This is a genomic window from Sphingomonas palmae (assembly GCF_900109565.1).
In the GTDB taxonomy this organism is placed as follows: domain Bacteria; phylum Pseudomonadota; class Alphaproteobacteria; order Sphingomonadales; family Sphingomonadaceae; genus Sphingomonas; species Sphingomonas palmae.
This window is the reverse complement of the sequence record NZ_FNZZ01000002.1, coordinates 646,686-667,988: the sequence shown is the minus strand read 5'-3', so window position 1 is coordinate 667,988 and position 21,303 is coordinate 646,686. Positions and strand designations below refer to the sequence as shown.

General features: G+C 69.4%; 23 protein-coding genes. 13 read left to right on the top strand and 10 right to left on the bottom strand.

The window, feature by feature from the left end; genetic code table 11:
• Window positions 1–226: 226 nt before the first annotated feature.
• On the bottom strand, window positions 227–1,090 hold the full coding sequence (locus BMW51_RS07705; RefSeq protein ID WP_093004987.1) for an aldo/keto reductase family oxidoreductase: 864 nt from the start codon (window positions 1,088–1,090) through the stop codon (window positions 227–229).
• A 94-nt stretch (window positions 1,091–1,184) separates the two neighbouring features.
• Between BMW51_RS07705 and BMW51_RS07700 the strand changes: the two genes are divergently transcribed.
• Window positions 1,185–2,087 carry a LysR family transcriptional regulator gene (locus BMW51_RS07700; protein ID WP_093004985.1) on the top strand — a complete coding sequence of 301 codons (903 nt, stop codon included), beginning with the start codon at window positions 1,185–1,187 and terminating at the stop codon, window positions 2,085–2,087.
• Window positions 2,088–2,103: 16 nt separating this feature from the next.
• Here the strand turns inward: BMW51_RS07700 and BMW51_RS07695 are convergent, their stop codons facing one another.
• Window positions 2,104–2,940: a helix-turn-helix transcriptional regulator gene (locus BMW51_RS07695; RefSeq protein WP_093004983.1), complete on the bottom strand. Its 837-nt coding sequence runs from the start codon at window positions 2,938–2,940 to the stop codon at window positions 2,104–2,106.
• A 96-nt stretch (window positions 2,941–3,036) separates the two neighbouring features.
• On the opposite strand from BMW51_RS07695, the gene BMW51_RS07690 reads away from it, so the two are divergent.
• Window positions 3,037–3,939: an SDR family oxidoreductase gene (locus BMW51_RS07690; protein WP_093004981.1), complete on the top strand. Its 903-nt coding sequence runs from the start codon at window positions 3,037–3,039 to the stop codon at window positions 3,937–3,939.
• Here BMW51_RS07690 and BMW51_RS16430 read toward each other — a convergent pair.
• Entirely contained in the window at window positions 3,929–4,108 is a 180-nt protein-coding gene (locus BMW51_RS16430) for an RraA family protein (RefSeq protein ID WP_143051833.1), read from the bottom strand. The genes BMW51_RS07690 and BMW51_RS16430 overlap by 11 nt on opposite strands.
• A 61-nt stretch (window positions 4,109–4,169) precedes the next feature.
• Here BMW51_RS16430 and BMW51_RS07685 point away from each other — a divergent pair, with 61 nt between their 5' ends.
• From BMW51_RS07685 to katG, 5 genes are all read left to right on the top strand, one after another.
• Window positions 4,170–4,505 carry a hypothetical protein gene (locus BMW51_RS07685; RefSeq protein ID WP_093004979.1) on the top strand — a complete coding sequence of 112 codons (336 nt, stop codon included), beginning with the start codon at window positions 4,170–4,172 and terminating at the stop codon, window positions 4,503–4,505.
• A 182-nt stretch (window positions 4,506–4,687) separates the two neighbouring features.
• On the top strand, window positions 4,688–6,013 hold the full coding sequence (locus BMW51_RS07680; RefSeq protein WP_093004977.1) for an FAD-dependent monooxygenase: 1,326 nt from the start codon (window positions 4,688–4,690) through the stop codon (window positions 6,011–6,013).
• Window positions 6,010–6,372, top strand: coding sequence for a thiol-disulfide oxidoreductase DCC family protein (locus BMW51_RS07675; protein WP_093004975.1), 363 nt, complete (start codon window positions 6,010–6,012; stop codon window positions 6,370–6,372). The genes BMW51_RS07680 and BMW51_RS07675 overlap by 4 nt, the downstream gene beginning before the upstream one ends.
• A complete protein-coding gene (locus tag BMW51_RS07670) occupies window positions 6,369–6,878 on the top strand; it encodes a DUF427 domain-containing protein (protein ID WP_177171573.1) in 510 nt (169 codons plus the stop codon). Before BMW51_RS07675 ends, BMW51_RS07670 begins: the two co-directional genes overlap by 4 nt.
• A gap of 342 nt (window positions 6,879–7,220) precedes the next feature.
• Entirely contained in the window at window positions 7,221–9,488 is a 2,268-nt protein-coding gene (katG, locus tag BMW51_RS07665; protein WP_093004973.1) for a catalase/peroxidase HPI, read from the top strand.
• Window positions 9,489–9,548: 60 nt separating this feature from the next.
• On the opposite strand, the gene BMW51_RS07660 is transcribed toward katG, so the two are convergent.
• The 7 genes from BMW51_RS07660 to BMW51_RS07630 form a co-directional block, all read right to left on the bottom strand.
• Window positions 9,549–10,382: a 23S rRNA (adenine(2030)-N(6))-methyltransferase RlmJ gene (locus BMW51_RS07660; RefSeq protein ID WP_093005185.1), complete on the bottom strand. Its 834-nt coding sequence runs from the start codon at window positions 10,380–10,382 to the stop codon at window positions 9,549–9,551.
• A 101-nt stretch (window positions 10,383–10,483) separates the two neighbouring features.
• Window positions 10,484–10,804, bottom strand: coding sequence for a hypothetical protein (locus BMW51_RS07655; RefSeq protein WP_093004971.1), 321 nt, complete (start codon window positions 10,802–10,804; stop codon window positions 10,484–10,486).
• A 60-nt stretch (window positions 10,805–10,864) separates the two neighbouring features.
• Window positions 10,865–11,308 (bottom strand): hypothetical protein, encoded by a 444-nt coding sequence (locus BMW51_RS07650; protein ID WP_143051830.1) that lies wholly within the window; start codon window positions 11,306–11,308, stop codon window positions 10,865–10,867.
• Window positions 11,301–12,257, bottom strand: a complete 957-nt coding sequence (locus tag BMW51_RS07645; protein WP_093004967.1) for an alpha/beta hydrolase — start codon at window positions 12,255–12,257, stop codon at window positions 11,301–11,303. Before BMW51_RS07645 ends, BMW51_RS07650 begins: the two co-directional genes overlap by 8 nt.
• Before the next feature lie 51 nt (window positions 12,258–12,308).
• Window positions 12,309–13,223: an alpha/beta hydrolase gene (locus BMW51_RS07640; RefSeq protein WP_093004965.1), complete on the bottom strand. Its 915-nt coding sequence runs from the start codon at window positions 13,221–13,223 to the stop codon at window positions 12,309–12,311.
• The gene (locus tag BMW51_RS07635) at window positions 13,220–13,885 is read right to left on the bottom strand and encodes a TetR/AcrR family transcriptional regulator (protein ID WP_177171572.1); all 666 of its coding nucleotides are present in this window, start codon (window positions 13,883–13,885) and stop codon (window positions 13,220–13,222) included. Before BMW51_RS07635 ends, BMW51_RS07640 begins: the two co-directional genes overlap by 4 nt.
• A gap of 31 nt (window positions 13,886–13,916) precedes the next feature.
• Entirely contained in the window at window positions 13,917–15,212 is a 1,296-nt protein-coding gene (locus BMW51_RS07630) for a glycoside hydrolase family 1 protein (protein ID WP_093004961.1), read from the bottom strand.
• 414 nt (window positions 15,213–15,626) lie between these two features.
• Between BMW51_RS07630 and BMW51_RS07625 the strand changes: the two genes are divergently transcribed.
• The 6 genes from BMW51_RS07625 (at window position 15,627) to BMW51_RS07600 (ending at window position 21,225) form a co-directional block, all read left to right on the top strand.
• Window positions 15,627–17,123 carry an MFS transporter gene (locus BMW51_RS07625; protein WP_093004959.1) on the top strand — a complete coding sequence of 499 codons (1,497 nt, stop codon included), beginning with the start codon at window positions 15,627–15,629 and terminating at the stop codon, window positions 17,121–17,123.
• Between the two features lie 211 nt (window positions 17,124–17,334).
• On the top strand, window positions 17,335–17,886 hold the full coding sequence (locus BMW51_RS07620; RefSeq protein ID WP_093004957.1) for a hypothetical protein: 552 nt from the start codon (window positions 17,335–17,337) through the stop codon (window positions 17,884–17,886).
• A 2-nt stretch (window positions 17,887–17,888) separates the two neighbouring features.
• Window positions 17,889–19,208 (top strand): DNA-packaging protein, encoded by a 1,320-nt coding sequence (locus BMW51_RS07615; protein ID WP_093004955.1) that lies wholly within the window; start codon window positions 17,889–17,891, stop codon window positions 19,206–19,208.
• A gap of 240 nt (window positions 19,209–19,448) precedes the next feature.
• Window positions 19,449–20,534 (top strand): phage portal protein, encoded by a 1,086-nt coding sequence (locus BMW51_RS07610; protein WP_093004953.1) that lies wholly within the window; start codon window positions 19,449–19,451, stop codon window positions 20,532–20,534.
• Window positions 20,531–20,857, top strand: coding sequence for a DUF6127 family protein (locus tag BMW51_RS07605; RefSeq protein ID WP_093004951.1), 327 nt, complete (start codon window positions 20,531–20,533; stop codon window positions 20,855–20,857). The genes BMW51_RS07610 and BMW51_RS07605 overlap by 4 nt, the downstream gene beginning before the upstream one ends.
• Entirely contained in the window at window positions 20,845–21,225 is a 381-nt protein-coding gene (locus BMW51_RS07600; protein ID WP_245708334.1) for an HK97 family phage prohead protease, read from the top strand. The genes BMW51_RS07605 and BMW51_RS07600 overlap by 13 nt, the downstream gene beginning before the upstream one ends.
• Window positions 21,226–21,303: the final 78 nt, after the last annotated feature.

Genomic DNA, 21,303 nt, shown 5'->3' with positions numbered 1-21,303 from the left:
GCCGTTCCGCTCGTTCAACTTTTCACCTGAGTCGATGGGGGCATAAACGGGGGCACACGAGCGAAAAACCCGATATGATACCGCGTGAAAACAGTGGTCTACAACGGTAATTGGGTAGGCGGCGGACCCACCAATGTTCCAGTCCCGCTGTCGCACTCTGTCATCGCCACAGCGGCGACCTGGCTGTGACGGCTGGTTTTACGAAGGATCGCCTTCCGCGTAGATTCTAGTGGATCGCGTCCAGCGCGCGCATCGCCTCGTTGGGCAGTTCGATGTCGGCGACCTGGAGGTTCTCGCGCAGGTGCGACACCGACGACGTGCCGGGGATCAGCAGGATGTTGGGCGACCGACGCAGCAGCCAGGCGAGCGCCACCTGCATCGGCGTGGCGCCGATCCGCTCGGCGACGGTCGAGAGCGACGCCGATTGCAGCGGGCTGAAACCGCCGAGCGGGAAGAACGGCACGAAGGCGATGCCGTCGGCGGCGAGCTCGTCGATCAGCGCGTCGTCGTCGCGGTGGGCGAGGTTGTACTCGTTCTGCACGCAGACGATCGGCGCGATCGCGCGCGCCTCCGCGACCTGCGTAGGCGTCGCGTTGCTGATGCCGAGGTGGTGGATCAATCCTTCCGTCTGCATCTCCGCCATCGCCTCGAAGCTGTCGGCGATCGAGTGATCGCCGCGGCCGAGGTGGCCCGGATGGATGCGGAAGTTGACGACGTCCAAGCGCTCCAGACCGAGGTTGCGCAGATTGTCATGCACCGCGGCGCGGAGCTGCGCGGGCTCCTGCGCCGGGTTCCACGACGCATCCGCGCCGCGCGTGGCGCCGACCTTAGTGACGATGACGAGGTCGTCGGAATAGGGCGACAACGCCTCGTGGATCAGCTGATTGGTGACGTGGGGACCGTAGAAGTCGCTGGTGTCGATGTGGTCGACCCCCGACGCCACCGCCTCGCGCAGCACCGCGAGCGCGGCGTCGCGGTCGCGCGGTGGCCCGAAGACGCCCGGTCCCGCGAGCTGCATCGCGCCGTAGCCGAGCCGGCGGACCTGTCGGTCGCCGAGGGTGTAGGTTCCTGCGTGGTCAATCGTGCGCATGGTCGTTCTCCTTGAAGCGTGACCACGATCTAGGCGCATGACATTCGCATGATTAGCGGGCACGATCCGTACGACCTGTTCGGATAATTGTACAATGCCCGCCGATCTCTCCGATGTTCAAACGCTGCTGGCGGTGGCCAGGGCGGGAGGTTTCCGCGAGGCGGGGCGGAGCAGCGGGGCGAGCGCCTCGACGATGAGCGAGGCGGTACGCCGGCTGGAGGAGCGGCTCGGCGTACGGCTGCTTCACCGCACCACCAGGAGCGTCACGCCGACCGAGGCGGGGCAGCGCCTGATCGAGCGGCTGGGTCCTGCTATGGCCGAGGTCGAGGCCGCGCTACGCGTCGTCGACGAGTTGAAGGGGCGACCGGCGGGCACGCTGCGGCTGAACGTGCCGGTCAGCGCCGCGCGGCTGGTGCTACCCACCATCTTGCCGGGCTTCCTCGCCGCCTATCCCGACATCCGCGTCGAGGTCGACGCCGAGGACGGCTTCGTCGACGTGCTCGCCGCCGGCAGCGACGCGGGCATCCGCTACGACGAGCGGCTGGCACAGGACATGATCGCGATCCCGATCGGCCCGCGGGTGCAACGCTTCGCCACCGCCGCGTCGCCGGCCTATCTCGACCGGCGCGGACGACCGTCGCACCCGCGCGATCTGCTCAACCACGACGGTATCCTCGGCCGCTTCGCCAGCGGCGCGCTGACCGCGCCGTGGGAGTTCGAGCGCGACGGCGAAGTGGTCAAGGTCGAACCCGCCAGCCGGCTGATCGTACGGGTCGGTGGCGCGATGGACCTGGCGGTGGATGCAGCGATCGGTGGTGCCGGGGTGATCCACCTGTTCGAGGACTGGCTGGCGCCCCATTTCGCCTCGGGCGCGCTGGAGCCAGTGCTGACGGACTGGTGGCAGTCCTTTTCCGGTCCGTTCCTTTATTATTCGCAGCGGCGGCTGGTGCCACCGCCGCTGCGCGCCTTCGTCGACTACGTCAGAGCGTTGAAGTGACCCGACCGCGGACCACTCAGCCCGCCGCCGCGTCGACCAGCAAGCGGACCTTGTTCGCATCGACCGACGTCGCCGGATTGTAGACGATCATCCCCAGCTCCGGTCTGCCCTCGACCGCGAAGGATGAGAATTCGAGCTTCACCGATCCGACCTCGGCGTGGCGAATCCGCTTCACGCCTTCGCTGTGCGCGACGACCTCGTTGTCCTGCCACAAGGCGGCGAACTCCGGGCTGAGCTGGCTCAATTCCTCGACCAGTCTCGCGGCGCCTGCGCTGCCGTGCGCGCCGGCCCTCGCCATGTCGGCGCGGAACGCACCGACCACGAACCGCGCGACGCTGCCCCAATCCTCGTTGCGACGGCGGCCCCGGTCGCCTGTGAACATCAGCCGCAAGATGTTGCGCCCCTCGGGCGGCAGCAGTGCATAGTCGGTCAGCAGCGCCGCGGCGGCGCGGTTCCAGCCGACCACGTCCCACATCGCGGTCTTGATGATCGCGGGGCTGAGCGGCATGCCGTCGAGCACGCGCTGCAGCCGCGGCGTGATGCCGTCGACCGGTCGATAATGCGCCTCTGGCAAACGCCCGAGGCCGAGCATGTAGAGGTGCTCGCGCTCGGGCTCGGTCAGCATCAGCCCCTTGGCGAGGCGATCGAGCACGTCGGCGGAAGGAGCGCCCCCACGCCCCTGTTCGAGCCAGGTGTACCAGGTCGCGCTGATGTTGGCGCGGCTCGCCACTTCCTCGCGGCGCAGCCCCGGCGTGCGCCGCCTGCCACCGGGAAAGCCGAAGGTGGCTGGGTCGAGACGCGCGCGACGATCACGCAGATAGCTGCCGAGCAGATTGGACGCTTCGCTGGCCATGACTGATCCTGTTGGCCGGTATACCATGATAACGTCACTACTTTAACACGCTTCAGCCGGGTGCGACATCCTCCTGCGACGAGAAGGAGACTATCCATGCGCGTGTTCCTGACCGGTGCGACCGGCTTCATCGGTTCGCACCTCATCCCCGAACTGCTCGGCCGCGGTCACCAGGTGCTGGGCCTCACCCGCTCCGAAGCGGGCGCGCGGCAGCTCGAGGCGGCGGGTGCCGAGGTCCACCGCGGCGATCTTGAGCAACCCGAAACGCTCGCGAGCGGCGCGGCGGCGGCCGACGCGGTGATCCACTGCGCCTTCGATCACAACTTCAACACCTTCGTCGAGAACACCAGGAAGGACGAGCGCAACATCGCCGCGATGGGCCGGGCGCTGGAAGGGACGCGCAAGCCGCTGCTCATCACCTCGGGCGTCGGCATCGGCACGCCACTTGGCGGCGGCGTGGCGACCGAGGATGTCCTCAATCCGCACCACGCGAACCCGCGCATCGCGACCGAACTCGCCGGCGCGGCGCTGACCGCGCGGCGCATCGACGTCCGCACGATCCGGCTTCCGCAGGTGCACGACACCACCAAGGCGGGGCTGATCACGCCGCTGATCGCCGAAGCGCGGCGGGCCGGGGCGATCGCCTATCTGGGCGAGGGGCAGACGCGCTGGGCCGCCGCGCACGTCAGCGACGTGGCGAGACTCTACGTCCTCGCGCTGGAAAAGGGCGAGCCCGGCGCGCGCTACCATGCCTGCGCGGACGAAGGCGTGCCCGCGCGCGCCGTCGCCGAGGCGATCGGACGCGGCACCGGGCTGCCGGTCCGATCGGTCGCGAAGGACGAGGTCGAGCATTATTTCGGCTGGATGGCGCCGTTCGCGGGGCTCGACATGGTCGCGTCGAATGCCTGGACGCGCGCACGCCTCGGCTGGGAGCCGACCGGGCCCGATCTGCTCACCGACCTTGCCGAGATGGATTATGCGGTGCCTGCTAGCGCCTGACCGGGCTCAGCAGAAGTCGGTTCTCAGGCAGGCAAGATGATGACGCTTCAACATCGACGACGATGCGATCGCCTGGATTGATGGTCGCGTCGGCGAAGCGCAGCGTCCCATCCTGATCACCGGCGCCGCGACGGACCGACGTTCGCGGCGTCGCACCGAGCGCCTTGATGCCGAGCGGCGCGCGGCGCTAGGCGCTGAAGTGCGCGCAATTCATTCGGTAAGATCGAGTCATGGCCAGACGTTCGAAACACGACCCCTACGATCACCTCCCGCAGGAAGAGGAGGCAGCGGCCGAGCCGGTGCCCTGCTGGCTGTGCGGGCGACCGACCGGCAAGACCATCGTCTGGCACCATCCCGTGCCGAAGAGCCGCGGCGGGCGCGACGTCGTGCCGATGCATTCGATCTGCCAGCAGACGCTGACCGCCAATTTCACCAATTCCGAACTTCAGCGGCACGGGATGGAGGTGGCGGGCCTGCTTGATAATCCGAACGTGCGCAAATTCGTCGACTGGGTCGCGAAGAAGGACCCGGACTTCACCGCGACGATCACGAAGAAGCAGCGCTGATAGCGTTGGTTCGATCACGAGGGGGTTGAGGGACGAGGTCCGGTTCTTCGGGGAAGGCAGACCGAGCGGCTGCGATTGAAGCGCCGTCGTTGGCGCGGGCTTCGCCGTCCTTCGCTCAGCAAGAAAATTCGCGGGCTACTTATCCGCTGCCGTTTGTTTGGCAGGCGAGGAGTAGTCGAACGATGTCGCGCCGTGTCCTGATCACCGGGGGAAGTATCGCCGGCAACACCGTCGCGTGGTGGCTGGGTCGCTCGGGCTTCGACGTCACCGTGGTCGAGCGCGCGTCGGCCTTTCGCGACGGCGGGCAGAACATCGACGTGCGCGGGGTCGGCCGCGAGGTGCTGCGCCGCATGGGGCTGGAACAGGCGGCGCTGGCGCAGGGCACGGGCGAGGAGGGCACTGCCTGGATCGAGGAGGACGGCACGGTCGCTGCGCTGTTCCTGACCGACGACACCGGCGCCGATGGGCCGACCGCGGAGATGGAGATCCTGCGCGGCGACCTGTCGCGGCTGCTCTATGAACCCGCGAAGGACAATGCGACGTACCGGTTCGGCGACAGCATCGCAGCCGTCGCGCAGGACGATGACGGTGCCACCGTCACCTTCGCCGGCGGCGGGGTCGAGCGCTACGATCTGGTCATCGTCGCCGAGGGCGTCGGGTCGCCGACGCGCGAACTGGTCTTTCCGGGCGAGAACAAGCCCCGCTGGATGGACCTGACGATCGCTTACTTCACCATCCCGCGACGCGCCGACGATAATCGCCTGTGGCGCTGGTACAATGCGCCCAGCGGTCGCAGCGTGTCGCTCCGCCCCGACCGGCACGGCACCGCGCGCGCGATGCTGTCCGTGCAGAAGTCGCCGGAGGGTGAGCAGGACTGGGATGCCGAGCGGCAGAAAGCGTGGTTGCGCGAGCGTTTCGCCGACGCGGGCTGGCAGAGCGATCGCGTGCTGGCCGGCATGGAGACGACCGACGACTTCTACTTCGATGTCCTGCGCCAGGTGCGGATGCCGCGCTGGTCGAACGGGCGCGTCGTGCTGACCGGCGACGCGGCGTGGTGCGCGACCCCGATCGCGGGCTACGGCACGACGCTGGCGGTAACCGGCGCTTACGTGCTGGCGCAGGAGCTGATCCGATCGGCCGACGTGCCGGCGGCGCTCGAGGCCTATGAGCGGGTCATGCGCCCGATGGTCGAGGATGCGCAGGGCGTGCCGAAGATCGCGCCGCGGCTGGCGAACCCGCACAGCCGGCTCGGCATTCGGGTGCTGCACGGCGTGCTGAACGTGGCGAGCCGCCCCGCCGTGCGCGACGTTGCCAGCAAGCTGTTCGGCGGGAAGTCGAAGGACGTCGATCTGTCGCGCTACGATGCGCCGGCGTCCGGGACACTGCCGGTCGCCGTCGGCGAGCCTTCGCACAACCGCCTGTTGCCGTTGCTAGCGATCGTCGCCGGTGTTGGTCTGGCAACTCTCCTCGTCGCGCGGAGCCTGCATGATGGGATGGAGGGACGATGAACCGTGTTACCGTCTGGCACGACGGCGACTGCCCGCTCTGCTCGCGTGAGATCGCGCTGATGCGCCGGCTCGACACGCGCGGTGCGATCACGTTCGTTGACGTGGTCGGCCCTGCTACCTGTCCGCTCGATCGCGCGGAGATGCTGGCGCGCTTCCATGCGCGCGAGGCGGACGGGCCGTTGTTGTCGGGCGCGGCCGCGTTCGCCGCGATGTGGCGCGCGATCCCGGCGTTGCGGCCGTTGGGCGAGGCGGCACGCAGCCGATTGGTGCTGTCGCTGCTGGAGCATCTGTACCGGCGCTTCCTCCACGTCCGGCCGCACCTGCAGCGTTGGCTGGCACGCCGGGAGGCGCGCGCGTGAGGCCGCCGCCCGATCCCGTGGCGCCCGATCCCGTCGCGCCCGGCCAGGAAAGCGTCTGGCGCTATCCCCGCCCGGCGGTCGCCGAGCGAAGCGACCGGCACGTCCGCATCGAGCACCGCGGTGTCCTCGTCGCCGACACGCGTGCCGCCGTGCGCACGCTGGAGACGAGCCACCCGCCGAGCTGGTACCTGCCGCCCGCCGACGTGACGGCGGGCCTGCTGCGCCCGTCGGAGCGGTGGTCGTTCTGCGAGTGGAAGGGGCACGCGGTCTACTGGCACCTGGCAGTCGACGGCGAGCTGCTGCGCGATGTGGCGTGGAGCTACCCGGCGCCGACGCCCGCCTTCGCGGCGCTGCGCGATCACGTCGCCTTCTACGCCGCCCCGCTCGATCACTGCACCGTCGACGGCGAGCAGGTTCGTCCGCAGCCCGGCGGCTTCTATGGCGGGTGGATCACGTCGGACCTGGCCGGCCCGTTCAAGGGCGTGCATGGCAGCATGGGGTGGTGAGGCCGCGGCCTTCGTGACCAACACGAGGCGCGGCGCGCGCGCTCTGACAGGTGCTCGGCGGGGCGTCGCAATCCGTCCGCGCCGTTCCGACTGACGCTCGTCCGACCACTCACCGAAATAGCGAGATTCTGTGCGGCCGCCATGATGTTTGGCTGAACGCGAATTTAGCGAACCAACACGGCTGCACCGCGTTGGAGACTGATGTGGATCAATCCCGCAGCCCGATCGGTGAGCGTTTGCGTGTCTTCGTCCGGAGACTGCGCGGGACGGACGCGTGACCGTGGGGATGGGTGATGCCCACCGCTTGAACCCGAACACCTGCTTCAACACCGAGGATCGATGATGGAAGACTATAAGGACGTACTGGCGGGCAAGTGTCCGTTCGGCGGCGACCGGCTGGGCGGGGCGTTCGGCAGCAAGCCGACGTTGCAGGACTGGTATCCCAACCGCCTGCGGGTCGAGCAGCTTCACCGCAACGGTCCGCGCGCCAATCCGCTGGGCGAGGAATTCGACTACAAGGCGGCGTTCGAGGCGATCGACCTCCAGGCGCTCAAGGCCGAGATCAAGCAGTTCCTGCAGACATCGGTGTCGTGGTGGCCGTCCGATTACGGCAATTACGGCCCGCAGATGATCCGCATGGCGTGGCACGCGGCGGGCACCTACCGCATCGCGGACGGGCGCGGCGGTGCGGGCGAGGCGATGCAGCGCTTCGCCCCGATCGACAGCTGGTGGGACAATGGCAACACCGACAAGTCGCGCCGGCTGATCTGGCCGATCAAGCAGAAATACGGCGACGCGCTGTCGTGGGGCGACCTGATGGTGCTGGTCGGCAATTGCGCGCTGGAGATCATGAACTTCCCGACCTACGGCTATGCCGGCGGACGGCACGACGCGTGGGAAGCGGACGACGCGACCTATTGGGGTCCCGAATACGTCAACATGTCCACGGTCGAATCGTTCGACAAGATGACCGACCGCTCGAAGCGCTGGCGTGGGGAGAACGGCGACGCGGACTATGACCTGGAACAGCCGCTCGCCGCGACCAACCAAGCGATCATTTACGTCGATCCCGAAGGTCCGAACAAGAGCGGCGACCCGCTCGAATCCGCGCGTGACATCCGCATTGCCTTCACGCGCATGGCGATGAACGACGAGGAGACGGTGGCGCTGATCGCGGGCGGGCACGCCTTCGGCAAGAGCCACGGCATGGTCGCGCCCGACCGCATCGGCGCGCCGCCCGAGATGGCACCGATCGAGCAGATGGGGCTGGGCTGGCACAACCCTGAGGGCTCAGGCAACGCCGAGAACACGATGACCAACGGCATCGAGGGCAGCTGGACCCCCGATCCGACGACCTGGGACAACAGCTACCTGGAGAACCTGTTCAGGTTCGAATGGGAGCAGACCAAGAGCCCGGCGGGCGCGCTGCAATGGACGCCCAAGGACCCGGACGCACCGCGCACCCCCGACGCGCATATTCCGGGCAAGACGCACCCGCTGATGATGATGACCAGCGACATCGCATTGAAGGACGACCCCGTCTATCGCCCGATCTGCGAGCGGTTCCTGGCCGATTTCGATTACTTCACGCTGCAATTCTCGAAGGCGTGGTACAAGCTGACGCACCGCGACATGGGGCCGAAGGAGCGGTACCTGGGCGAAGAGCGGACGATCGAGGACGATCTGCTGTGGCAGGACCCGATCCCGCCGGTCGACCACCCGTTGATCGACGCGGGCGACGTCGCGCAGTTGAAGCAGGCGATCCTGGGCAGCGGCGTGTCGGTGTCCGACCTCGCCTTTACCGCTTTTTCCGCCGCGTCGACCTACCGCGACACCGACAAGCGCGGCGGGGCGAACGGCGCGCGGATCGCGCTCGCGCCGCAGAAGGACTGGGCAGTCAACCGGCGCGCGATGCCGGTGGTCGAGCGGCTGCGCGGGATCGCGGACGAGTTCAATGCCAAAGCCGCTGGCGGCAAGCGCGTCTCGCTCGCCGACCTGATCGTGCTGGGCGGCTGCGCGGCGGTGGAGCGTGCGGCGGCGGACGGCGGCCACACGGTCGACGTGCCGTTCACGCCCGGGCGGATGGACACGACCGACGATCGCACCGACGCCGACAGTTTTGAGTGGCTGCGCCCGATGGTCGACGGCTTCCGCAACTATGTCGACGATCGGTTCGAGGACGTGACCGGCGGCAAGATCGCACCCGAGCAGATGTTCCTCGATCGCGCCAATCTGCTCGGCCTGAGCGCCCCCGAGTGGGCGGTGCTGACCGCGGGCCTGCGCGCGCTCGGCGCCAATTGGGACGGCTCGGACACGGGCGTGCTGACCGAGCGGGTCGGTGCGTTGTCGAACGACTTCTTCACGGTCGTGACCAGCATGGATTACGAATGGGCGAAGAGCGACGGCGACACGTTCGCGTTGCGTGATCGCGACAGCGGCGAGCAGCGCTACACCGCGAGCCGCTGCGACCTGATCTTCGGCGCGAACTCGCAATTGCGCGCGATCAGCGAGGTCTATGCCGCGTCGACCGGCGAGGCGCGCTTCGTGCGCGATTTCGTGGCGGTGTGGAACAAGGTGATGATGGCCGACCGCTACGACACGCACCAGTGACGAGCGGGCCGGGGCGGGTGTCGCACCTGCCCCGGTCGCCGCTTCGGAGACGATGCGCGGTTACGCTGCGCCCAGCCAATTCGCGCTGAGTTCGCCCCGGTGCCCCTCGGGTGCGAGCGCAGTGCGTAGCGCGTCGAGCAGCGGCGGCAGTGCTTGCGTGAAGGCATAGGGCGGGTTGACGATGAAGAGTCCTGCGCCGTTGTACACGCCGGGCTGATCGTCGTCGTACAGCCAGTGCTCGATCGTCAGGAACTTGGGGATGGCGAGCGCGCGCATATCGTCCGTCCAGCGGCGATGCGCGGCGCGGTCCTTCAGCGGATACCAGATTGCGGTCACGCCGTGCCCCCATTTGCGATGCGCGAGTGCCAAGGTGGCGGTGATGCGAGCGCGTTCGTCGACCTGTTCATAGGGTGGATCGACCACCACCAGCCCACGCGCGGTGCGCGGCGGCACCATCGCCAGCCAGAGTTCGTAGGCGTCGCGTTCGTGGACGGCCGCGGGGGTGTCGCGCATCGCCGCACGCAACGTGCGCGCGTCGTCGGGATGCTTTTCGTTGAGGATCAGGGCGTCCTGGGGGCGCAGCAATTGCGCCAGAACGCGCGGCGAACCGGGGTAGAGGCGCAGGTAGCCCGCGGCGTTCACCGCCTGTACCGCAGCGCGGTAATCGTCGAGCAGCGCGTCGTGGTCCGCAAAAGCGCGCAGCACGCCGTGGACGGACTCGCCGGTGCGTTGCGCCTGATCGCCCTGGAGGTCGTAGAGCCCGCAGCCGGCATGCGTGTCGATCAGGGTCAGCGCGCCCTCTTTCTGCTGCAACGCCCGGACGAGCGCGATCAGCAGCGCGTGTTTGACGACGTCGGCGCTGTTGCCGGCATGGAACGAGTGACGATAATTCACGGTGACACCGAATGGCTGTTGATCGACCCCGTACACGACGACGGGCGGGGTTGCCGAGTGCGGGTGATCGATCGCCCTGTGCGACCGATCAGCTCCAAACTTCAATTGCCCTGGGCATCGACGGTGAACACCATCGGCTTGCCGCGCGACATCGGCTCCCAGCCGGCCGACAAGGCGGCGCGCACGCATCGCGCGATCGTCGCGTCGTCGAGTTGAAGCCGGCCGCGGGGCAGGCCTTTCAGGAGCCGCTTGGGCGCGGGGAATTCGACCCATGCCGCGCGCTTCGCATCGTGCGCGACCAAGGCGATCGTCATGCCCTTCCAGCCCTCGTCGTCCGATTCGTGCGGCTCGCGCTGGAGGTGCCAGTCGTAGGCGACCCCGTCGACCGTGACGGTGCCCGCCGTGTTCTGTGTCTTCGACATGGCGCCCGCCTATCATGCCGGGCGCGTCAGGGCACCGTCCGGTGTTCGGGTCGGGTTACGTCAGCGGCGGGGGCACATGCGGTCGTGGAGCTGCGCGAAGTCCGCGCCGCCGTCGTCGAGCGCGCCTAGGCCTGCCAGCCCGAGATAGACGAAGCGTCCGGGCTGGTTATTCGGTGCGGGCGCGACCAGCCCGCAACTGGCCTGCGCGGCAGCGTTGCCGGGGATCACATCGATGAGGGTGGCGCCCGCCGGCATGCCGAGCGCGCGCAGGATCGCCCGGTCGGTTGCGGACGCGTCGCGCGCAGCCGGCGCCACGGTGTTCGTTGGGACGGCTGCCGGTGCGAGACTGCGCTGCGCGAGCGATGGGGCGTCACCCTCGCGTACGACCACCAAATTTTCGGTGGGCGGTGCCGCCACCTGTCGCCTCGCCACCCAGAAGAATCCGGCGGCGAGGGCGAGGGCCAGCACGATCAGCACGACGAGGCGCGGTGCGGCGTTAGTCATCGATGTTGCTCGCCACCCCGAGCCAATTGGGTGCGGCATGCGCGAGTTCGCCGTCGCGCGCGAATGCGGCGGGTCCGTCCGAGGCGCCTTGCAGCTTCCACATGAACCAGGCGGTTGGATAGCCGAGCATCGGTTGGACGCCGATGTTGCACGCGCCGGGCAGTCCGCCCGCCGGGCAGGCGGGATCGCCCTCGATCTCGTTGTGGCTGCCGAACGCGACCATCGCCATCACCTTGTCGACACGGTCAGCGACCGGGAGGTAATAGCCGAGGTTCACCGGCAGCGGCGAGACGGGGTCGAGGTTGCCGCCGACGAAGAAGATCGATCCGGCGGTCACCCCGGTCAGCGCGCCCGGTGCGATCGCGCAATCGACGACGAGGCAGACGACGCGCTCGGGCGTTTCGATCGGCACAAAGGTCTTGAACGGGCTGTTGCCGAGCGAGAACAGCTTCACCGCGGTTGCGGCACCTTGCGAGTGACCGGTGAGCCCCAGCTTGTCCTCGTCGATCCGGTTGTGGAACACGCTGCGCGGATCATTGTCCTGCGCCTTGATATACGCCGCCACGTCGCGAACGGTGTCGCCGTTGCCGGTATTGCCGTCGCGCGAGCGGATGACGACGAAGCCCCAGCTTGCCAGATGGCGCAGGAAGAAGCGGTTCTTCTCCGCGGGCACGCTGTTGGCCGTGCCGTTGGCGAAGACGATCACCGGGTGGCGGAAGCCGCCTTGCTGGCCGCGCAAGGGATTGCTGCCGAGATCGGTCGGGTACCAGATGTCGCACAGATTGCCCTCGCGGTCGCAGCCTTGCGTCGTCGCGGTGGTGGTCGTCGCCCACGGGCCATCGGCGGCGTATTTCTGCTCGATCGAGCCGTTCGGCTGGTATGATGCGGCCGATCCGGGCGCGGCGCACAGGCACGCGAGCAGGCTTGCCGCGACGATCTTCCAGTTCATCCTCTCTCTCCTTCGTGACGCCGCCGCGCTCGATGACGCGGCGGTCGTTTTCTAGCGATGCGGTTGTGGCTCCTCGTTCTCGCGCGAGCGCTGCGCGCCCTGATCGAGCCAGCCGTGGAGCGCGAGCCAGTCGGCGAAGGCGCGGCGCCAGTGGCGGCTGGTCGCGCCCTCGCGTCCCATGCCGAAGCCGTGTCCGCCGTTCTGATAAACGTGCAGCTCGACCGGGCGATCGGCGGCGCGCCAGCCGGCGGCGAGATCGTAGCCCTGGCGACCGAACAGAGGATCGTCGGCGGCCATCGCAATGAACAGCGGCGGCGCGTCGGCGGGAACCGGCATCGCCTTCATCGACGGGTAGATCGCGCCGATCAGGTCGGGGTGCGCGTCCGCCTTGTTCGGCTGGACGAGCGACAGCGCGGTCATCGCGCCGGCGGAAAAGCCGAGCACGCCGACGCGCGCCGGATCGACGCGCCACTCGGCCGCGCGCGCGCGCATCAGCCGCAGCGCGGCGCGCGCGTCGGCGGTGGCGGCATCCGGCACCGCCAGTTCGACACGCCCGGCCTGCGCGATCGCGGCGGCGACGCGCTGTATCATCGCGACCTGGAAGTCAGCAGGCGCGGCGGGGGTCGGCTCGAGCCGGTATTTGAGCACAAAGGCGGCGACGCCGTGCGCGGCCAGCCATTCGGCGACGGGCCAGCCCTCGTTCTCGAGCGACGCGACCGCGAAGCCGCCGCCGGGTGCGACGATCATCGCCGCACCGGTCGCGAGCGAAGGGTCGGGCAGGAACGGCGTCAGTGTCGGATGCGCGACGTTGCGCGCGGTCGCCTGTCCGTTGAGCAGGAACCAGCTCTCGTCGGCGCGCTCTTGTCCATCGGGCGTGTGGACAAGCGGGATCGCGCCCGCGGGCGAGGGATCGTCGATCGGTGCGAAGGGGGCGGGGGCCAGGCCCGGATCGCTCAACCGCGTCATTTCGCCAGATCGACCAGCTGGCGGATGCTGCCGGTGGGCGCGGCGCGGCCGAGCACCTGGCCGAGCAGCGCGACCGCGTCCTCCATGCTGCCCGGACCATCGGTGAACGAGCGACCCATCGTCATGCCGCGCACCGCCCACACGCTCATCCGGATCACCGCCATCTCGGCCGCGGTCACCTCGGCGTGGTGAAAGTAGTTCTGCGCGCCGCGGCGCTCTATCTCGAGCTGCATCGGGCGGGTGAGTTCGGCGAGGTCGGCGTCGCTGCGCGAGGCGACGAGTATCTCCATCACCGCGACGCCCGAGGGGCGCGAGAACACCTCCCACAGGATCTGGGGCCAGTCGCGGGCCTTGAGCGCGCCGGGGCGCTCGCTGGCGAGCCGGGTGTAGTGCGCGATTTCCTGCTCGAACACCCAGCGGACGACCTCGGCCATGAAGGCGGCGCGGGTGGTGAAATGGTGCGTGATCGCGCCGCGGCTGACGCCCGCCTGATCGGCGATCGAGGCGTTGTTGGCGCCGGCGTAACCGTGGCGGTCGATCATCACGACCGCGGCCTCGAACAATGCCGCGCGGGTGTCGGCGGTGCGCTGCTCCTGCGTGCGGCGCGGCCGCCTGGCGGTGTCGGAGCGGACCTTGTCGGTTTCGGCAGGCGGCGGGTTCATGTTCAATGCCGCTGTTCGCGCGCTCATTGCCTTAGGCCACGCCGAGCGGCGTGCCGCCGGTAAGCTGTGGCGTGGGCTGGGCTTTGTCCTCCGCGCCGAACCCGTTGGCGCGCGCGATTGCCCCGTAGGCGAGCGCGGACGGCTTGATCCGGCGTTTCTGCGTGGTGCGATCAACGCCGATCAGCCCGAACTTCGGGCCGTAGCCTGCCATCCACTCGTAATTGTCGAGCAGCGACCAGTAGCAATAGCCGCGCACCGCGACGCCGTCCGCGATCGCGCCGTGGAGCGCGGCGAGCGATTCTGCGACAAAGGCGGCGCGGCGCGCGTCGTCGTCGCCCGAGAAGCCGTTCTCGGTCACCAGGATCGGCGTGCCCGTCTGTTCCCAGACGTAGCGGCACACCTCGGCGAGTGCCTGCGGCCGATCCTCGTAGCCCATCACGGTCAGCGGATGACCGGGCTCCGGGCTGTGGCTGCCGTCGCGGCGCGAGGTGGTGCGGGTGTAGGTCTGCACGCCGATGAAGTCGTCGCCGCGCACCGCGTCGAGGAAGGGCGTGACCATCTTGGCGATCCGCGCGGCGCGCACGGCCTCCGCGCCCGGCTCGGCCTGCTCGTCCTGCAGCGACAAGGTGATGCCGACCTGGATGTCGGGGCGCGCGGCCTTGATCGCGTCGCGCGCGGCGGCGTGCGCGCCGAGCCCGTTGCGCAGCAGCGCCTCGCCCGGCGTGAAGAGGAAATTGCTGGTGATCGGCGCGCCGAGCGCGGCCTCCGCCGCCGCTTTCTTTGCCGGGCCGTCCTCGCCCGCGAACAGCCCGGTCGCGACGTCGTCGATGATCAGCGGCACGTTCAGCTCGTTCATCGTGCAGGCGTAGGCGATGCCGCGAAGCGCCCGCGCGGCATGGTCGCAGTAGCGCGCGAACAGCGCGGGGAAGGCGTCGCACATCATGCCGCCGCGCCGCGCGACCCAGAGCGGAATCGTGAAATGGCTGAACGTCACGATCGGCACGATGCCGCGCTGGAGGCAGGCGTCGATGCAGCGTTGGTAATGGTCGAGTGCGGCCTGCGAGAAGATGCCTTCCTGCGGCTCGATCCGCGACCACTCGATACCGAAGCGGTAGGCGCCGAGCCCGATCGCGGAGAGCAGCGCCATGTCGTCGTCGAAGCGGTTCCACTGGTCGACCGCGTCACCCGAGGGTTCCTTGAAGATCGACGATTGCGCGTGTTCGAGCGCCCAGCAGTCGCTGTTCCAGTTATCGCCCTCGACCTGATGGCCCGCGGTGGCGGAGCCCCATAGGAAACCGGTCGGGAAGTGGCGGCGGTCGTTATTCACGTGCGAATTCCCAGATGAGACGTGGGTCGAAACGTTCGCTCGGACACCATGCCGATGCGGAGAGGTGCGTGGTCGGCGAGCGTCATGGGCGTGCCGATGCTGACGGGCGCCCGTGTGTGACGGCACTCGCGCTGGATCGGGCGCGTTCCTTGTTCGCCGTCACGATGTCTCTCCCGATCCGGCGATCGTGCCGGTTGTCTTCATCTGATCTTCAAACAAACATACTGTCAAGCCCGCAAGTGTGTTGACCAAGCCGGTTTCGCGGCGCAGGATCATGGCAGGAGAGAGACGTGGTTCGCCAAGCCTTGAACGATCCCGACAGCTGATTGGTGCAGCGCATCGAGCGCTGATCGGCAGGCGGGGCGGCGGGGCGGCGTGCGATTCAGCCCTTCTCCGCAGGCCGGGAGGGTTTGAATGACCACGATCGCTTCGTCCGACAGCAGGCCTGCTGACAGCAGAGGCGCGGGGCGTGCGCTGCCGAAGCTGGGGGTCGGGCAGAAGGTCGGTTACGCGACCGGTGCGGTGCTCGACGGGGTCGCGTCGCAGGCGATCAACATCTTTCTGTTCTTCTACGCGACTACAGTCTGCGGTTTGCCCGCGGCGCTGGTCGGGTTCGCGCTGGCGGCGGGGCTGGTCGTCGACGCGGTAGTCGACCCGCTGATCGGATCGGCGTCGGATGCGTTGCGCTCGCGGTTTGGGCGGCGGCTGCCGTTCATGGCGCTGGGCGTGCCGGGCACGATGCTGTCGCTGGTCATGCTGTTTTCGCTGCCCGCGGGCTGGCCGACGGGTTGGCTGGTCGCGTGGCTGACCGCGGCGTCGATCGGGCTGCGCACGTCGATCTCGCTGTTCGTGCTTCCGTACAATGCGGCCGGCGCGGAGTTGAGCGACGATTACGACGAGCGATCGTCGATCGCGGCGTGGCGTTGGGGCATCGGCATGCTGGCGGCGATGGCGACCGTGCTGCTGGGCTTCGGCGTGTTCCTGTCAGGGCCGGGCGGGCTGTCGCAGCGTGGTGCCTATCTGCCGTTCGCGGCGACGCTGGCGGCGCTGGTCGCACTCGGCGCGGGCGCGTCGATGTGGTGGCTCCACCGGATGGCGGCGCGCCAGCATGAAGCGGTGGCGGGCTCGGACGCCGCGCATCTGCGGCTGCTGCGGCAATTGGGCGAGCTGTTCCGCAACGCGTCGTTTCGCACGCTCTTCCTCGCCGCGCTGCTGCTGTTCACCGCGTCGGCGATCCATTCGACGCTCGGCATCCATGCCAACACCTATTTCTGGCGCATGACGCCCGGGCAGATCCAGATCGTGACGCTGTCGCTGTTCGGCGGGCTGCTTCTGGGCGCGCCGCTGGCGGGGCCGATGCTGCGCCGGCTGGAAAAGCGCACGGTGCTGGTAATCGGTGTGATCGGGCTGGGAAGCGCGCTGGCGGTGCCGACGACGTTGCGGCTGGTGGGGCTGCTGCCCGACCGGGGTGCGCCGCCCGTCGCCCTGCTGGCGGGCGCAATCCTGATCGGCGGCATGTTGATGGCGACTGCGGCGATCGCCTTCGCCTCGATGATGGCGGATGCGGCGGACGAGCACGAATATCTGTTCGGCGGGCGGCAGGAGGGGCTGTATTTCGCCGGCTGGGCATTCGCTAGCAAAGCCGCGTCGGGGTTCGGCTCGCTCATTTCCGGACTGGCGCTGCAGGCGATCGGCTTTCCGGCGGGCAGCAGCGGGGCGCAAGCGGCGGCGGGGGCGGCACCGTTGCAGCTGCCGCCCGGCACCGTGACCGCGATCGGCATCATCTACGGCCCGGTCGCGGGTGTGCTGGCGCTGGCGGCGGCGGTGACGTGCCTGTTCTATCGCCTGGATGCCACGCGGCACGGCGAGATCCTGCGCGCGCTGGCGGCGCGTCGGGGCGATGCGTCATAGATCAATCGCCGCGTTAGGGTGGAAGAAGTGCTTGACAGCGTAACGCTGTTTGTGTACAAAACAAGAACATCGAGATGATGCGACAACGGGCCGGGCGGTCGGGGTGACACACTCCGCTGCATCGGCCCTTTGTCGTTGTGGCGCGCTGGCTGGTGTCTGAAAAGCAGCATCGGATCTGCGCGTCGCGCTCGATGAAGGCGGGGGAGCGGCGATGGATGACAGGGGGACGGGCGGCACGCTGGTGCTGCGCGCGGGAAATTCGCGGCTGGTGCAGAAGGTTCGTGCCCGTCGCACAGGGTTCACCGATGCCAGGCGATCGCGCTTCATCGAGGTGCTGGCCGCGACGTGCAATGTCCGGCTTGCCAGTCAGGCCGCAGGAATGGATTACAGCCTGGCGTACCGGGCGCGGCGCAAGGATGCGGGGTTCGCGTCCGCGTGGGACGAGGCGTTGGCGAGCGGCTATGCCCGGCTGGAGACGGAGGCGCTGCGCTACGCGCTGGAGCGGCTGCCGGACGCGATCGACCCGGAGGGGGTGCCCGAGGATGACGAACGCGCGCGCGCCATCGTCGCGGGAAGCCAAGTCACCCAGCTGGTCGAACGACGCGCGAGCGACGCCGATCTGCGTTTCGTGCTGTCGATGCTCGGCCGGTTTGCGCGCGGAACGACCCGAGGCACGATGCGCGTCGCGCCGCCGAGCGAGGCGGACACGGACGCGCGGCTGACGGCCCTGCTCGACAAGCTCGAGCGGCAGAGCGCGCGGTGAGCGTGGCGGGGGAGGAGCCGCCCGCCACGCCGGTCGAGCGGCTGGCGCGGCTGTCGCCGGCCGGGCGCGCGCGCATCCTGCGGCAATTGACGGTCGGACATCGCCGCGAATTGGCGGGGCGTTGGTCGCTGCGCGCGCACGAGGGCCAGTTGGCGCCGCCGGGCGAGTGGCAGGTGTGGCTGATCCGTGCCGGGCGCGGGTTCGGCAAGACGCGCGCGGGCGCGGAATGGGTCAACGCAGCGGCCCGCAGCGCGGCGGTGCGCGTGGCACTGGTCGGTGCGACGATCGAGGATGCGCGCCGCGTCATGGTCGAAGGGCCGAGCGGGGTGATCGCGGTGGCGGGTGCTGACGCGGCCGTCGTGTGGAAGCCGACGGCGGGCGAGGTGCGCTGGCCGTCGGGCGCAGTGGCGACGGTCTATTCGGCAGCGAACCCGGAAGCCTTGCGCGGGCCGGAGCATCATTTCGCCTGGGCGGACGAGCTGGGCAAATGGAAGGGCGTGGAGGCGTGGAACAACCTGCTGATGGGGCTGCGGCTGGGGGATGATCCGCGCGCGCTGGTGACGACGACGCCGCGCACGACCGCGCTGATGCGGCAGGTGATGACCGCGGCGGGCACGGTCGAGACGCGCGGGGCGACGCGCGACAATCCGCATCTGCCGGCGCGGTTCGTGTCGGCGATGGAGGCGGCGTACGGCGGCACGCGGCTGGGGCGACAGGAACTGGAGGGCGAGATGATGGCGGACGTGGTCGGCGCGCTGTGGACGCGCGCGTTGATCGACCGGCAGCGCGTGCGCGCGGGCGCGGTGCCGAGCTTGCGGCGCGTGGTGGTCGGGGTCGACCCGCCGGCGAGCGCGGACGGCGACGCGTGCGGGATCGTCGCCGCCGGGCTGGGCGTGGACGATTGCGGCTATGTGCTGGAGGATGCGAGTATTGCTGGTGCCTCGCCCGACGCCTGGGCGCGTGCGGTCGCAGGATGCGCGGCGCGGCACGGCGCGGACCGGATCGTCGCGGAGAAGAACCAGGGCGGCGACATGGTCGGGGAGGTGCTGCGCGCGGCGGATGCGCGATTGCCGGTGACGCTGGTGCACGCGAGCCGCGGCAAGTCGGCGCGCGCCGAGCCGGTCGCGGCTCTGTATGAGGTGCGGCGGGTGTGGCACGCGGGGGCGTTTCCGGCGCTGGAGGACGAGCTGGCGGGATTGCAGGCGGGCGGCGGGTACGAGGGGCCGGGTCGATCGCCCGACCGCGCCGACGCCTGCGTCTGGGCGCTGAGCGCGCTGATGCTGGATGCGCGCGGGCCCGCGAGCGTGCGTTTACTCGGGTAGACGTGGGCGGCGCGGCTGCGCGACATCAAGTTGCTCGATCAAACGCGTTGAGATGCACTCAGACGGCGGGGTGGTGGATAGCAGGGTCGACGTCCGAAACGGCTATAGCGTGCGCCCATCGGCCGAGCCGACGAGCAATGGTGCTGGCGGCCAGTACCGAAGACCTCACCCGCAGCGGGCTTTCGCGCCTCTTCGCGAGGTGAGCGGCAGCGCTGCCTTAGCAGGACAGGGGAAAAGATTATGGCATGGTTCGGGTGGAAGCCCGGGCGCGAGGAGTCGCGTCCGGTGTTGTCGCGCGTGTTGGGCGGAGGGCTGCGCGTGGGCGTGGGCGAGTGGCCCGCGTCCTATGAGGCACAGGTGCGCGCCGGGTACTGCCGCAACGCGGTGGCGCAGCGCGCGGTGAAGCTGGTGGCGGAGAGCGTCGGGGGTGCGCCGCTGAACGTCAGTGATGATGGCCTGCGCGCGCTGGTGGCGCGACGCGGGTTGCTGGAGGCGGTGGCGGCGCAGTTGCTGCTGCACGGCAATGCGTTCGTGCAGATTGGGCGCGGTGAGGATGGGCGGCCGGCGGCGCTGTTCGCGCTTCGGCCCGAGCGGGTGACCGTCGAGCCCGACGCGTTCGGCTGGCCGACGGCGTATCGCTATACGGTGGCCGAGCGGGTGACGCGGTTGCCGGCGGAGAGCGTGATCCACGTCCGCGCGTTCAATCCGGTCGACGATCATTACGGGCTCGGCTGCCTGGGTGCGGCGTCGGGTGCGATCGCGATCCACAATGCGGCGGCGGCGTGGAACAAGGCGTTGCTCGACAATGCCGCCCGGCCATCGGGCGCGCTGGTGTACGACGCGGGCGACGGCGCGACCTTGTCCGCCGAGCAGTTCCGGCGGTTGAAGGAGGAGATGGAGGCGGGGTTCCAGGGCGCGGCGAACGCGGGGCGGCCGATGCTGCTGGAAGGAGGCCTGAAGTGGCAGGCGATGAGCCTGACGCCCGCCGACATGGACTTCGTGGCGACGAAAGCGGCGGCGGCGCGCGAGATCGCGCTGGCGTTCGGCGTGCCCTCCATGCTGCTCGGGCTGCCGGGCGACAGCACGCACGCGAACTACAAGGAAGCGAACAAGGCGCTGTGGCGGCTGAGCGTGCTGCCGCTGGCAGGGGCGATCCTGTCGGCGATGCGCGAGGGGCTGGCCGAGTGGTTCGAGGGCGCGGTGCTGGAGGTCGACATGGATATGGTGCCCGCACTGGTCGAGGACCGCGAGCGATTGTGGCGGATGGTCGCCGCGGCCGATTTCGTCACGCGCGACGAGAAGCGCCAGATGGTGGGCTGGGCATGAGCGCGGCGGCGGGTGGAGCGAGTGCCGGCGTGCTGGCGCAGCTGATGGCGCAGGCCGGGGAGCGCGGTGCCGACATGGCGACGCTGCGCGCGATCGCGGAGGAAGCGGGCGAGCTGGGCGCGACGCGCGCCTTGACGCGGCTCGGCCTCGCTGACGCGGCGGCGGGCGCGGACGTGGCGGAGCTGCGCGAATTGTTGAAGGCGTGGCGCGACGCGAAACGGTCGGCGTGGAAGGCACTGATCGCGTGGGTGGCGCGGATGGCGTGCGCGCTGCTGCTGCTGGGCCTCGCGGTGAAGCTGGGCTTCGGCGAGTGGGTCAAGTGATCCGCGTCGAGGGCTATGCCGCGGTGTTCGATGCGCCCGATCGCGCGGGTGACGTGATGCGCGCAGGCGCGTTCGCGGGTGTGGGTCACGTGCCGCTACTGGTGCAGCATCGCGGGCGTGCGGTCGGGCGGATCGAGGCGATCGGCGAGGATGCGCGTGGGCTTCGCGTGACGGCGGTGGTCGCGGATGCCAAGGTGGCGCGGCGGGTGCGCGCGGGGGCGTTGCCTGGGCTGTCGGTCGGGTACCGCGCGCGCGTGGTGCGCCGCGGCGCGTGGCGCGAGATCCTGCGCGCGGAGCTTGCCGAGGTGAGTCTCGTCGCGGTGCCGATGCAGCCGGCGGCGCGAGTGGAGCGGGTGAGCGCCGCCTAGGCGAGGGTTTTCCGGTCATTTCTGGTTCGGGCGGGGCGCATCGCCTCGTCCTCTTGGGCTCGTTCGCGGTTGCGGGCG

What these genes read in the sequence shown, in the direction of transcription:
- BMW51_RS07690 (WP_093004981.1), top strand. Translation starts at nt 3,037, where the DNA reads ATGCGCGTGTTCCTGACCGGTGCGACCGGCTTCATCGGTTCGCACCTC.
- BMW51_RS07645 (WP_093004967.1), bottom strand. Translation starts at nt 12,257, where the DNA reads ATGAACTGGAAGATCGTCGCGGCAAGCCTGCTCGCGTGCCTGTGCGCC.
- BMW51_RS07675 (WP_093004975.1), top strand. Translation starts at nt 6,010, where the DNA reads ATGAACCGTGTTACCGTCTGGCACGACGGCGACTGCCCGCTCTGCTCG.
- BMW51_RS07620 (WP_093004957.1), top strand. Translation starts at nt 17,335, where the DNA reads ATGGATGACAGGGGGACGGGCGGCACGCTGGTGCTGCGCGCGGGAAAT.
- BMW51_RS07695 (WP_093004983.1), bottom strand. Translation starts at nt 2,940, where the DNA reads ATGGCCAGCGAAGCGTCCAATCTGCTCGGCAGCTATCTGCGTGATCGT.
- BMW51_RS07610 (WP_093004953.1), top strand. Translation starts at nt 19,449, where the DNA reads ATGGCATGGTTCGGGTGGAAGCCCGGGCGCGAGGAGTCGCGTCCGGTG.
- BMW51_RS07700 (WP_093004985.1), top strand. Translation starts at nt 1,185, where the DNA reads ATGCCCGCCGATCTCTCCGATGTTCAAACGCTGCTGGCGGTGGCCAGG.
- BMW51_RS07705 (WP_093004987.1), bottom strand. Translation starts at nt 1,090, where the DNA reads ATGCGCACGATTGACCACGCAGGAACCTACACCCTCGGCGACCGACAG.
- BMW51_RS07625 (WP_093004959.1), top strand. Translation starts at nt 15,627, where the DNA reads ATGACCACGATCGCTTCGTCCGACAGCAGGCCTGCTGACAGCAGAGGC.
- katG (WP_093004973.1), top strand. Translation starts at nt 7,221, where the DNA reads ATGGAAGACTATAAGGACGTACTGGCGGGCAAGTGTCCGTTCGGCGGC.
- BMW51_RS07635 (WP_177171572.1), bottom strand. Translation starts at nt 13,885, where the DNA reads ATGAACCCGCCGCCTGCCGAAACCGACAAGGTCCGCTCCGACACCGCC.
- BMW51_RS07655 (WP_093004971.1), bottom strand. Translation starts at nt 10,804, where the DNA reads ATGTCGAAGACACAGAACACGGCGGGCACCGTCACGGTCGACGGGGTC.
- BMW51_RS07650 (WP_143051830.1), bottom strand. Translation starts at nt 11,308, where the DNA reads ATGACTAACGCCGCACCGCGCCTCGTCGTGCTGATCGTGCTGGCCCTC.
- BMW51_RS07605 (WP_093004951.1), top strand. Translation starts at nt 20,531, where the DNA reads ATGAGCGCGGCGGCGGGTGGAGCGAGTGCCGGCGTGCTGGCGCAGCTG.
- BMW51_RS07685 (WP_093004979.1), top strand. Translation starts at nt 4,170, where the DNA reads ATGGCCAGACGTTCGAAACACGACCCCTACGATCACCTCCCGCAGGAA.
- BMW51_RS07640 (WP_093004965.1), bottom strand. Translation starts at nt 13,223, where the DNA reads ATGACGCGGTTGAGCGATCCGGGCCTGGCCCCCGCCCCCTTCGCACCG.
- BMW51_RS07680 (WP_093004977.1), top strand. Translation starts at nt 4,688, where the DNA reads ATGTCGCGCCGTGTCCTGATCACCGGGGGAAGTATCGCCGGCAACACC.